Source organism: Virgibacillus sp. (assembly GCF_013393565.1).
GTDB classification, from domain to species: Bacteria; Bacillota; Bacilli; order Bacillales; family Amphibacillaceae; genus Virgibacillus; species Virgibacillus dokdonensis.
The window spans coordinates 19915-32754 of the sequence record NZ_JABXHF010000051.1; the positions used below are offsets into that span (position 1 = coordinate 19915).

Sequence of the window (12840 nt, forward strand, 5' to 3'; positions counted from 1 at the left end):
GATAGAAAATAACCTACCATTGTCTTTACAATATACGTTATCCTCCATTTCGATCAGTAGTTCTCCATGCATGTTGCTTGCTGCATGACAGTATACCTCTTATTCAAAAGCATACCAGCAATACGAAGTGCGACCCTTACATACTGCTTCGGCAATATATCCTTTCATCTACCTTCATCGTTGTCATCCTCCAATAGACTACTCTTATATACTGCACCTCTACCTCACCGATCTGATAAGGTTTAAATATTCTATTTATAAAAGTAATTATAACATTTTAATTGTCTCGATTCAAGTCATCTTTGGGAACGGAAATGTTAGGTGCGTTTTCACCATCACCTCCGTAAAATTGTGGAACATCGCCCATAATTACACGAGAATCTACATATACCTTCGTACGAATTTCTGCTGACTCCGTACTAAACGGTACAACAATTTGTGCATTTACTGTCACTGGTATATATATTTCTATTAAAGCAGCATTGATCCCAAAGTCTTTCATAATATATTCCACATCTGATTGAATACTACCAACAATCTCAAAATGAACCGGTATTTTAGGTCCTAGATTTGCTAAGATCGTGCTCCCAGTAGCTTGACCTATTGGAATCTCAACAACTGTAGGGTCTTTATCCGCTAACTCATTTGCTGTATCTCCATAATCCTGTGGTGGCATGTCGGGATCTTCTGTATCCAATGTTTGCCCTTTATTCATACCGTACAAAAAGTATTCTGCTCGTTTGGTAGCCGCTCGAAGCGCACGATTTACAGCAGCGGATTTCCACCCGACAATAGATACATCATTTTCCGAATTAACTTCCATTAAATCATCAAAGCTAATATTTTCAGTCGATTTCACTGCTTCATTAATCGTTCTCGTAGCAAATTCTCTTGTTTTTTGATTTGCTATCTCCATCAAAGGAGGAGTTATCCCTTTATCAACAATTAAAATACTAAGGGAGGTCAAAAGAACAAAAGCAATTGTCGTCAACAATAATATTATTTTCAAAGGGGAGTCTGTTCGTAATTTCCTTCTTGGTCGCTTTTTCATCAAAAAACCTCCTCAAAGCAAGTCTATGTATGCTGAAGGAGGATTAGAATGAAAAATTCTATCATTCCATGTTTCATATAAAGTGTATCTTTCATTCATGAGCGTTTCTTTTCTGCCCCACGAATTATTTAAAGAAGAAATAAAATTTAAATAGTGTTATCTCTTACTATACAGGCTTTCTTAAAGCAGGAGCTTCACAGACTGGTGGAATGCTAAAAAACATCACCCATACATACGTCTTAAAGTTTGTGCCAATATATCCCGCAGAAATGCTGGCAAATAGTATTTTTTCATTTCCGAACGTGCAATTTCCGGAATTAATCTTCCAAACGTAAACGTATCAGCGGTAGCCAATGTATACATTTGATTCGGTTGTAATGGAACGCCCTCTGTTTGACATACTTGTTTAACAAATACTGCTCCATCTTTTAATTTCTCTAATTGCGGTGTTAAACCTGAAAAAGCCATTCTACCTATCATTTTCCCGCGAAAACCAAACCCTTTTAACTGAAATTCCATAAATTCTTCTGTTAAAGAAGAACGGATAGCTTCTACTATTTCACTTCCAGTTAATTCAACGACACATGTATTTATCGGATGTGGACAAATACGGTGAATGTCCCCGTATGTGACAACTCCTTTAGGCAAACTTTCTAGTAATACACCCGCATTTAGCATAGCAAAATCAGCATCTGTTTGCTCTTTTAGCGCTGCTGTTAAAGCTTGTAAAATTGGAGTTACTTTGCGCCAATTCACTTTTAAACAGCTGGATAATTGAACAACTGGTTCCGACAATCTAATTTTTGCTTGCTCTTCATACGCTACTAGCAATTCTTCTGTATCTAGGTCTTTTGGCAAATGGCTAATATTTGTCGTGTGTGCCTGTTTGTTTTTTAATTTACCTTGCTTATGATCCCATGTTAAACTGACTTCACCAACATAGTAACAATTTTTTCCTGCAGCAGTAAGAAGGCTATTATTCACACGTTCACCATTTTTTAACAAATGATGTGTATGTCCACCTATAATTACATCAACACTTGGAAATCGACGGGCTATTTCACAATCCTCACTATATCCTAAGTGAGATAAAACGATAATGATGTCCGCTTCACGGTTCACAGTATCTAACAAGTACTCCAACTGTTCTAAAGGCGGAGAAACATGCCAGCCCAGCAACTCATAATACGCATTAAAAGGCGCCGTGAGTCCTAACACAGCAATTTTGACCCCTTGTTTTGAGGTTACTATTTTATAAGACTGTAGCCAGCTTGGTGCTTTTCCAATCGTATTATGTAAATTCCCACAAACTACTGTAAATTTTGCCTCATCGTATAATGCATGGAGCTCATCATGAGAAATAGTAATGCCCTCATTGTTACCAAGTGTAACGATATCGTAACCAGCTTCATTTAATAAAGCAGTATTTGCTTGCCCCTTAAATGCTTCTGCTATTGGATGTACTCTATCCATATGATCACCAATATCTACCGTCCAGCACGAATCGCCTATTCTTTCACAACGTCGTTTCGACTGCTTTAAAAAATACGATACTTGGGACCAATGATCAAACTTACTATGTAAATCGTTCGTATAATAAAAATAGATTTGTTCTTCCATTTTACAAATACTCCTTATGACAGCCCTTGGAAAATCATTCGAATACCAATTATAATTAATAAAATGCGCAAAATCCATTCAAGCGCTTTTCCAGTCAAACGTTGATTGATCATGGCACCTAATTTTCCACCAATCCATGCTCCTGGAATAAAGAAAAGCGCATATTGCCATTCCAAATGACCAAGTGAAATATGCGTGCTAGCTCCAATTAGACTAATAAATAAAATCATAAACATAGATGTCGCTGTAGCTACATGCGTAGGTATACCAAATAAAAGGATCATAGCGGGAACCATGATTGATCCACCACCAATACCAAACAAGCCGGAAAGAACCCCTACAACTAGCGACAACACAAAGGCTATCCAAGCCGAAAAATGATAATAATACGTTTTACCGTCTATATAAAAACTCCGTAAACTTTGATTTTTAGGTTCAACTTGCGAGGTTATCTTTCGTTTCATAAAAAACAACATGGACACTGCGATCATAACGATTCCAAAGTAAAATAAAAACGGCTCTGTATCCATAAACTTGTTGAGCCAAGAGCCAAAAACACTTCCAGGAATACTCCCTGAAATAAGCCACAAACCTGCTTTATAATCAATCCGTTTTGTTTTTACATAAGCAATTGTTGAAGATAATGCCGTGAATACCATTGCTACAAGGGAAATTCCAACTACAGTTTGTGGCGTTGCCCACGCGAATGCATCTAAAAATTGATGTAACCATAGTAAGCTTGGAATCAGAACAAGTCCTCCACCTAACCCCATCAGAGCACCAACCAGCGCTGTTATTATCCCTATTGCTAAACAAAGAATGAATACCATCTTTGCCCCCTTCTTCTAGCGAAAGCCAGTGTAAAAGTTTTTCTCTTTCTCTATCCTAGCACTGATTTTTAGAAAGATAAACTTTCATCTCGTATAATTAGCTCGGGTATGCCCTTCTCATAATGGGATTACGGTCTATAATAGCTTATCTGGGATAAATATAAACGCATTTAAAAGAGCTGTATTTATACTTTGGGATAAAGTAAATACAGCTCTCATGCATTATTTAGCAGGAATAACATTCTCAATATCAGCCCAATTAAATGTGCCTTCACGAATTTTTTCTCTACGTTCTTTATCTATGATATCTGAAGGTCTTCCTCCATTTGGCCAATCTGAGTCATGTCCTTTCCACTCTGGTCGCTCTTTTGATAACAGAAAAGCTGCGATATCAGCTGCTTCTTGATCTGTTAACGTGTCGTCTTCATTTGGAGGCATATTATTTTTTAAATACCCAGACATTTTACTCAGCCTACTCATACCCGCTCCATCATTGAATGAATTATCTCCCCACAAGGCTGGTCCAGTTGTTGCTCCGGTTCCAGAACCATCAGTGGCATGACAACTCAAGCAATTTTTCTGCTCGTATAATCCTTCTCCCCTAGTTACATTAGGCTCTGGAATTTCCTCCATCGTATTTTGCATTCGCCACGGGATATCTTCACCGGTTTCAATTCCTTCTGAAATATACGTTAAGTAAGCTGTAAGCGCACGCATTTCTTCACTATCATAATCCATTTTCTGCCCATTCATACTTCTTATCATACATCCATTAATTCTGTCTTCAATTGTAAATGCTACGCCTTCTCTTGGTCGATACTGCGGAAATTGTGTCGTCACACCTACCATAGAAGAGGAAGGGGCTACCCCCCCATCCGCGTGACAGCTTGCACAGGATAATTCATTCCCTACTCTTTCGGATAATACAGTGTTCGTCTCGTTAAATATTTTTTCACCTTTTTGAATGTAAGAAGTCATCGGATCATCCGCATCTAACTCCTCCATAGAAGGAGGATTATACGCTAACTCCCCCTCTCGTTCTCCTGTTTTCTCATTGCTTTCTGTCTCACTATTACTACACGCTGTAAATAAGATTAAAAACATTCCAAGTGACATGAACAATAGCCATTTTATTCTACTTCTCTTCATTATGCATCCCCCTTGTTCATCTAGTCACTTTAAGCGTAACATATATGTAGGATACATAGCGCCATTTCAGAAAACGTTTCCACAAAATTAACATTTCCCTAATTTGGTGAGCAAAAATATTGACATTGTAAATTTAAAAAGCAAGGGAATAATCCCTTGCTCCACCATTTGCTCTATTTCACAATAAGTACTTTACACGCTGCATGTTGAACAATTTGACTACTGACACTTCCTAACAGAAGTCGACCTACTCCACCTAGTCCTCTACTACCTAAAATAATCAATTCTATATTATTTTCTTTTGCATACTCTACAATTTGAGAGCTTGGATTACGAAAAGAATAATCTAACAACACTTCCGATTTACAATGAATACCTTCTTCTTCAAATTCTTCTCGTATCCTTTCCATTGATGGACGAATTTCTTCTGCCATTTCACCCATAAAACTGCGAGCAAGTGCCGCATTAGCTGTTGGCCCAGCGTGAGTAATGACAGTTACCGCATGTACTGTTGCATCATCAACAAGTTTAGCCTGCTTTTTCGCTTCCTCTACTGCTTTTCTACTTAGTTCCGAACCGTCATAAGCTACTAGAATATTTGCACTCATACTATGCTACTCCCCCTTAGCTAACATTTTCTACCTAGTTTCATCATAACATATATAATGGTTATCTTTAACAAAATCATTGTCGAAACCTATAAGTATTCAAAAGTAAACACTAAACGCCTTATGAATTATGACGATTGTATACAATATAAAAAAGCTCGCAGAATACTATATAAGCAATCTACAAGCTGTAAAATAACATACCAATACCCATTTATTTATCGAATATACTTTAGTTCGCTGAGATAGTTTTCAATGTGCTCCATTGTAGAAGTTGCTACCAAGTTCACAAAATAAGAACCAATAATTGCTCCATCTGCACCGTTTGCAAACACACTAGCTACGTCTCTTTGATCTTTGATGCCAAATCCAATATAAACAGGAATCGAGCTAAACGTCTTTATCCGCTTCATTGTATCCATATAATTATTTGGCACATGATTAAAGCTACCCGTTTTACCAATGCCACTCATACAATAAGCGAATAAACGATTATGTTCCAACTGTTCTTTTAGTACTTCGTCAGTCATTTCCTCATTATAAATCTGTATAGGTGAATGAAAATCTTCTATAGTAACAGTTCTATCAACACATAGTAAACCGTCCATTTTATTTTTACAGGAAGTTAATAAATCGTACTCCATAAGCCCTTCCGCATAAGTCATAACCACTACTTTAAAAGAATATTGTTCCTTTATTCTAGCTAATATTTGTTTAAAATCGGCTTTATTAAACCCTTGATTTAACACTTGTTGATGGCTTTCCCTAATAACTGCCCCATCCATATGAGGATTGGTGACTGGAACACCCAACTCTAAAATGTCAACTTTATATTTCTCCATAAGATTTAAAACATCAAAAAATTTTGTTTCATTTGGAAAACAGCACGGCAGATACAATGCAAGTTGTTTCATAATATATTAGCCTCCAATCAACTTAAGTAACAAACCTAGTAATGGCCCATACAAAGCATAGTCAGTTTCACTAAGTATGCGCATAATAGATGCATAGGACCCTACTTGTGGAAGAAGAAATGCTTGACCAAGAATTAAAATTAAACCATTGGCAAACGAACCAATCAATGCACCTCTAACTCCCCCTGTTGAATTCCCAAATATTGCCGTAGCAGCACCAGTAAAGAATGTTGGTATTAATGCTGGAAAAACAGCAATTGGATAATCGATCAAAGCCAAGATGATCATCCCAACAAATCCCGCAACTAAGCTCGTTAAAAAGCCTACAATAACTGAGGTCGGGTAATTTGGGAATAAAAGTGGTACATCTAAGCCAGGTTTTGCATTCGGAATAACTTTATCAGCAATTCCGTGAAATGCAGGTATGATTTCAGCTAATAACATTCTTACACCAGCTAAAATAACAGTAATCCACAATCCAAATTGCAAGCCATTTAATAAAGAGAAAGAAAAAACATCTCTCCCATCACTTATATTTTTCATAACCCAAGTTGGACCAGAGATAATGGATACAACAAGGAATAATAAAAACATAATAACTGTTAGCGCTATCGTCATTTCACGCAAGAAATTTAACATTTTTGGAATCTTAATATCTTCTAAATCACGTTTTTTATTACCAAACACCCCGCCTAGCTTTGCTGCAATCCAAACACCACTAGAACTAGAATGCCCCAACGTGAATCCTTCTCCACCTTTAATATTTTTCATAAGCGGCGCTACATAAGAACAAGTAAACGTTAAATAAAATCCGAGTATAAGTGAACCAGTTAATACAAGTGGGACAAATCCCATATTCGTACCGAACTTTAACAAAGCTGCGATTAAACCAGCATAGAAAAAAGACACATGAGCAGACAAATGTACGTATTTAAATGGGGTCATTCGTGCAAATAAAATATGAATAATGAATCCTAACGCAAAAATAAGTGCCATTTCAGTACCAATTGCAACAAAGCTTTCCATTTGAGCTTCAGCAAGTGTTGGTACTTCTGCATTTAAATGAAATACTTTACTAAGCATTGGCTGTAAAGGTAATAAAGATATTCCTAGTGATTGTGCTCCAGTATTAATAAGCAAAAAGCCGATCATTGTTTTAGCTGTACTGGAAACAATGTTATCAAAGCTTTTCTTTTGCACCAATAACCCGATTAACACAACAATTCCAATTACAAACACTGCCTGACTGAATATATTGTCAATTAGATACATAATGAAATCCATTAGCTGATCTCTCCTTCGTTTGTATTTGTGAAATTATTAACTTGAAAGTACTGGGAATTACGATTTATAGCTATAATTTGGCAAATTGTTTAAAGATTATTTTTTCTATTCTACAACTACTAGATAACTACAAGTCCTTTTACAAAGGTTATTCTTGTCACCTTGATGGTTTTATAATGATACCCGCTTAAAGTTGAGTAATTATATTTCTAGGTTGCTCAAATAACTTATTGGATCCAACTGAGCAACCTTTAAAAGAAATAACACCATCGCTAAATTACTTTCATTAATTCCGTTCTGAGCAACTCTTTATCCATCATGTTATCGATTCTTACAACCTTTGCTTTTGAATTGCGTAAAATATCAGCGAAATCAGAAGTTGTTATAACAATATCATATTCATCCGCACTTACTGAGCTAATATCTGATGCCTCAACAGTAGCTTGAATTCCTTCTTCAGACAGCACTTGCTGCGCATATACCCGTAACATCATACTACTCCCTACACCAGCACCACAAACGGTAACAATTTTAATCATTGTTTTTCCTCCTTTTGAAAAATATCCATAATTTCTTTTGATGATTCAGCATTTAAAATCGCCGTTAGCTTTTCTTCTTGATTTAAAACACCCACTAGTTCTGACAATGCAGTTAAATGTGTTTCGTGATCTATTGCACAAAAACCAATAACAATTCTCACAGGATCATTCGTTCTGTGCCCAAAAGCAATTGGATCTTTCAATGTAACAATGCTAAAACCAATATCTTTTGCTCCATATTCTGGTCTTGCATGAGGCATGGCTATCCCCGGTGCAATGACGATATAAGTACCATTTTCATGAACATTGTTAACCATTGCTTCAATGTAATCTCGTTTAATTAAGTCATTTTTCAAGAGCAATTCACCACTTAGTTTTACAGCACTATCTCTATCTTGTACATCTGATTGTGTAATAATCAGATTTTCATTCAATACTTCAATTAACACAGGATTTGCTCTCCTCTCTAGTTGACGCGTTTTTGTTGCATCATGCTGAAAATACTGCTGTAGCTTATTTCTAAGCTCCAATGAATTATGAACAGTACAGTAAGGCTCCATAATTTGCAAAATATCCAACACAAGCAACTCTTGCCCCTCAAACTTTTCTAATAACAAAGCTAATTTCTGAATATCTTCTTTTGATAATACAGGATTCACATTAATAACTTCTGTCCCTTTAATCTCTATTGAAACGGTCGTTATGACTAAATCAATGAACTCTTGTTGAACAATTTCAGCAGCCTGTCTGGCTGGAAATGCACCTAGTACACGGATATGAAACAAATTTTTTAATTGTGTTGCTAGCATTTGTGATGTGCTCATTCCTGTATCGCAAACAATAATGACAACAGGCTTTCTACGGATTTTTTTCTTTTGTCTTTCTATAGCTGCAGTAACATACATCGTTATAAAAGAAGCTTCATGTTCATTAAAGTTAACATCCAACTGCGTTTCAATAACAGGGATTGTCTGCATTACTTGATGATGCACATATTGGTAGTTTTCCTTTATAGCATTTAAAACAGGATTTTCAATGTGCGTATCATTTTTAAGCCGGTAAATGGCTGGCCGTAAATGAGCCATTAAACCGTTAAATAGTTGCGCATCCTCCATAAACGACATATGAAATACCGTTTCTAGCTTTTCAACAAAAGTACGAGTTACCATTTGTAAGGGAAGCCATTGGTCGTTCGTATTTCCGTATTGTTTCGCCCCCTGCAGACTACTACTAACAAGTTGTGAAGCAAAATACATTACTTCGTTTTCTGGAAACACGATGCTAAAAGCTCGTTCTATTTCTTTTTTGATTATACAAGCTACTTCATACTCACGAGTTTCTAGAACACTTGCAGAAATCGCTTCATCGTTAAGTGTACGTCGCATCTTCACGCGAGTAATAGCCAATCCAAGGTGAAGAATAACTCTAAAGTAGGAATGATCTGAAATAATTATTTGCAGATCATCTTCAGCCTTTCTAACCATACGAGTAAGGTGGTTAATCTCTTCAACCGAAAGAAACTCATTTAGAATAGACTGTTCTACGCTTGTAATTTGTACACGTTCTCTTTTTTCATTTTTATAAATTGTTAAGAGTGCTTTTCTCATTGCTAATTCTGTACCCTCTATTTTCAAGCCTTTATAAGGATAGGATGTTAACGATAATGATTGATCCTGTAACCAAAGCTTCCATTGCTTCATATCGTTAATTACCGTATTTCTCGATACCTTTAAAAAGTTAGATACTTGATCAATAGTTACATATTCATGGCGAGTTAACATGTAATGTAAAGCAGCATTTTTTCGTTCTTCAGGTGAATAGACCCCTAGTTCTTCTTGATCCAATAGATCTTTTAGTTTTTTTTGATCCGATTTCCGAAGCTGTAATTTTATGCCGTTTCTTTTTTGACGTAGTAAAGAGGGAAGATCATGTTCTGCCAAAAATGCATCAATGTCCATTAAGTCATTGTAAATAGTACGTTGACTTACAGAAAAGTGTTGCGTAAGTGCATGGACCGTAAAAAAATGATCATTTTCAATAAATAATAAAACAATATCACGCGCGCGATTATTCATCTATCTTCACCTCATTTATATTATACAAAGTCCCTAGTTTAGCTACCAAGACCAAATCATTGCAGTTTAAATTGCAATCTTTGGTTTAGCAATTGCAATTTAAACTTGCAATTGATTATGAAAGACTTGGCAATAAGCCAAGTCTTTCACAAACGAGCACCCAGAAACATCTATGTGCCTTTTTTAAAGTACTTTTTAAACAATCTAAATGGCGAAAAATCACCATGTGCCACCATTTAGAAAGGCTTGGCTTGTGGCCAAGTTTTGGCGAAAGCCTCTTTTTCTTTTCCTATAAACCCCAAAATTTTTTACTTCCTCTATAGTCTTTCCTATAGTACAAGTATAAGGTAAAATATTTTATTCGAAAATAGTAGAACATCAATATTAACCATGTTAATATTTGTTATTAAGTCTAATACTATCCCTTGTTTCTGAATTTATTTCATATTTTCCTTACAAATGAAATATAATCAGGTAAGAATTATAAACCTTTACATTTTATGCTTTCCTATAGAAAATCAAAAACCTCTAGCAACTTTTCAATCTAAGCTACTAGAGATTCTTCACTCCATATCATTTAAACAACTTATTCTTAATCACGTACATTTGTTTTCCAAGCTTTATCTTCATCGATCATTTTTTTAATAGCATATATCGTTAGAAATTGAACAACAATTATTGGGATCCCCAATAACCCTGAAACAACTTCTAACGGTGGCAAACCACCTATTCGCATTAAAATTAACGCCATTACTGTAATAACAGCAGCGACAATTATTCGTAAATATTTGGACGGTTCCACTTTGCTCATGTTTTCGGTACTCGTATAAGACGCGATAGTATACGTAGTAGAATCTAATGTAGTCGTTAAGAAAATCATTGCAATCGTAATAAACATGATAAGTACGATCGTTGAAAATGGTAGCGACGATAATATATCTGGAATAGCTTGCATGGCTTCATTATTTGCTACCGTATCTAAGACGGAAACCTCACCTGACAAATAACTGTTCACACCTAAACCACCAAGTACACCTGTTGCTACCCAAGAAATAAAAGTTGGAGCCATTAAATACGTTAATATCATTTCTTTAATCGTACGACCATAAGAAATCTTTGCTGCAAATACGCTGTGCAACATGGCCCAAGTAGCATTATAAGCAAACCAAAATATAGTCTGACTTTCTATATGCGAAGTTCCACCGTTGCTTAAGGAGTTTGTATGAAAAGACATATCGACATAATTAGACACTAAAAATCCAACACTGTCCGTAAAGTAATTAAGGATAAAAATACCAGGTCCTATTAACATAATGATTAAAGCAAATGCACCAGCAAGATACATATTAAGCGTACTTAACTTTTTTATTCCTCTCTCTATTCCTAAATAAGCACTCACCGAAAATAAAAGCACCCATACAACTGTAACAATAAACGTCAGGGTAAAGTTTATTTCTATGTTTAATAGTTCAGCAAGATTATAAGTAACAATCGGCGCGCCCAATCCTAATGTTACCGCGGCTCCTGCTAGAATGCTTATTAGAAAGATAATATCTAAAATTTTTCCCCCGACACCATCTGTAAATTGGTCCCCGAAAATAACACGACAAGCTTCAGATATCCGCATGACTGGACTCTTTCTCACATGTAAAATATACCCCATTGCTGGAGCAGCCATAACAAAGATAGCAAATGTTTGAAAGCTCCATAAAAACATACTATATGAATTCCCCCACAGTATAGCTTCCACTGACTGAGGATCGACTCCAAATGGTGGGTTGACCGCAACATTTGCCCACTCCGTCATGCTTGTACGCATAATCGTTGAGCCTAAACCCATAGCAATTAAAATAGACGCATATTCAAATAATGTAAACCGTGGTTTATCAGCAGGATTTCCTAACACCACTTTACCGTATTTTGAAAAAGATAAATAAAACGCTACGCCTACTAAGATGATTGCATACCATAAATAGCCCCAACTAAACACATCTACTAATTTATTAAATATCGTATTTAAAATTTCTAGCGATTCAGCTTCATACAACGATAAGGGAATACTAATGGCAACAATGATAAAAAGTGCCGGTAAAAAAATTTTATAATCAATTAATTTTTTTTGCTGCCTTCCTTTACGCTTTGTACTCACACAAACAACCTCCAAATATGATAAATTTTACTTTTTGTAATACCACTTGGGAGAAGTTTGTAAACGTTGGCTACATTTTTAACATAATAAAACTTGATCGAACAAAGGATGGGGGCGTCTTTAGCAACGTAGCGAATGGAACGAATCAACTAAAGATTTAGGAATCATGTCACTAAAGCAGGAGTATACCTACGTTAGGCGGCAAGCCCGTTTTTAGTCGGCTTTCTCTTAGTGACGAAACGATGATGACTTACCGTAGGGCGATTCATGAAGTAAGTCGTCTAGTTGCTGGGTGCTGGAGCGGGACGTGGCTTATTCGGTTATGTTGTTATACACAAGCCACTAATTTTATACTTTGTATGAAAAAACCGCCTTCAAGTGCTTTCCATGATAGATGGTGACTTGCGACCTTGGGAGAGCCAAGATGGTTTCCTATAATATAAAAAGAGACCCATTCTCATGATAGACATTGCTTCTCTCACATGGAACGGGTCATCATGCTTTGTAATTTTAAATTCAGATTACCTACTTGGCTTTTCTCATCATATCGAATGGCTTTACAGGTGCATCCATTTGCACACGGACTTTCATCATTGGGTGAGCAGCTCGTTCAATTGGCTC

10 protein-coding genes and 1 riboswitch are annotated in these 12840 nt (G+C 36.1%); all 10 genes read right to left on the reverse strand.

The genetic code is table 11. The features are described from left to right. Positions 1 to 49 precede the first annotated feature (49 nt). A riboswitch (Lysine riboswitch) is annotated at positions 50 to 230 on the reverse strand. 47 nt (positions 231 to 277) lie between these two features. Continuing rightward, a complete protein-coding gene (gene yunB, locus HLX49_RS11670; RefSeq protein WP_077703168.1) occupies positions 278 to 1051 on the reverse strand; it encodes a sporulation protein YunB in 774 nt (257 codons plus the stop codon). 222 nt (positions 1052 to 1273) lie between these two features. After that, a complete protein-coding gene (locus HLX49_RS11675; protein ID WP_101933727.1) occupies positions 1274 to 2671 on the reverse strand; it encodes a bifunctional metallophosphatase/5'-nucleotidase in 1398 nt (465 codons plus the stop codon). A 14-nt stretch (positions 2672 to 2685) separates the two neighbouring features. Continuing rightward, positions 2686 to 3501, reverse strand: coding sequence for a sulfite exporter TauE/SafE family protein (locus HLX49_RS11680; RefSeq protein ID WP_101933726.1), 816 nt, complete (start codon positions 3499 to 3501; stop codon positions 2686 to 2688). Between the two features lie 222 nt (positions 3502 to 3723). Next, complete coding sequence (locus tag HLX49_RS11685; protein ID WP_077703165.1) at positions 3724 to 4650, reverse strand: c-type cytochrome; 927 nt, start codon at positions 4648 to 4650, stop codon at positions 3724 to 3726. 173 nt (positions 4651 to 4823) lie between these two features. Next, positions 4824 to 5258, reverse strand: coding sequence for a universal stress protein (locus tag HLX49_RS11690; RefSeq protein WP_077703164.1), 435 nt, complete (start codon positions 5256 to 5258; stop codon positions 4824 to 4826). Between the two features lie 218 nt (positions 5259 to 5476). Beyond that, entirely contained in the window at positions 5477 to 6172 is a 696-nt protein-coding gene (locus tag HLX49_RS11695; protein ID WP_077703163.1) for a tryptophan synthase subunit alpha, read from the reverse strand. Between the two features lie 6 nt (positions 6173 to 6178). Then, a complete protein-coding gene (locus HLX49_RS11700) occupies positions 6179 to 7456 on the reverse strand; it encodes a PTS ascorbate transporter subunit IIC (RefSeq protein WP_077703162.1) in 1278 nt (425 codons plus the stop codon). A 272-nt stretch (positions 7457 to 7728) separates the two neighbouring features. Then, entirely contained in the window at positions 7729 to 7995 is a 267-nt protein-coding gene (locus HLX49_RS11705; RefSeq protein WP_077703161.1) for a PTS sugar transporter subunit IIB, read from the reverse strand. Beyond that, complete coding sequence (locus HLX49_RS11710) at positions 7992 to 10070, reverse strand: BglG family transcription antiterminator (RefSeq protein WP_077703160.1); 2079 nt, start codon at positions 10068 to 10070, stop codon at positions 7992 to 7994. Before HLX49_RS11710 ends, HLX49_RS11705 begins: the two co-directional genes overlap by 4 nt. 592 nt (positions 10071 to 10662) lie before the next feature. After that, positions 10663 to 12219, reverse strand: a complete 1557-nt coding sequence (locus tag HLX49_RS11715; RefSeq protein WP_296362072.1) for a BCCT family transporter — start codon at positions 12217 to 12219, stop codon at positions 10663 to 10665. Positions 12220 to 12840 lie beyond the last annotated feature (621 nt).

Bases quoted from the DNA above. Each gene is read 5' to 3' on its own strand.
- HLX49_RS11710 (WP_077703160.1), bottom strand. From the start codon at position 10,070: ATGAATAATCGCGCGCGTGATATTGTTTTATTATTTATTGAAAATGAT.
- HLX49_RS11705 (WP_077703161.1), bottom strand. From the start codon at position 7,995: ATGATTAAAATTGTTACCGTTTGTGGTGCTGGTGTAGGGAGTAGTATG.
- yunB (WP_077703168.1), bottom strand. From the start codon at position 1,051: ATGAAAAAGCGACCAAGAAGGAAATTACGAACAGACTCCCCTTTGAAA.
- HLX49_RS11680 (WP_101933726.1), bottom strand. From the start codon at position 3,501: ATGGTATTCATTCTTTGTTTAGCAATAGGGATAATAACAGCGCTGGTT.
- HLX49_RS11700 (WP_077703162.1), bottom strand. From the start codon at position 7,456: ATGGATTTCATTATGTATCTAATTGACAATATATTCAGTCAGGCAGTG.
- HLX49_RS11695 (WP_077703163.1), bottom strand. From the start codon at position 6,172: ATGAAACAACTTGCATTGTATCTGCCGTGCTGTTTTCCAAATGAAACA.
- HLX49_RS11675 (WP_101933727.1), bottom strand. From the start codon at position 2,671: ATGGAAGAACAAATCTATTTTTATTATACGAACGATTTACATAGTAAG.
- HLX49_RS11690 (WP_077703164.1), bottom strand. From the start codon at position 5,258: ATGAGTGCAAATATTCTAGTAGCTTATGACGGTTCGGAACTAAGTAGA.
- HLX49_RS11685 (WP_077703165.1), bottom strand. From the start codon at position 4,650: ATGAAGAGAAGTAGAATAAAATGGCTATTGTTCATGTCACTTGGAATG.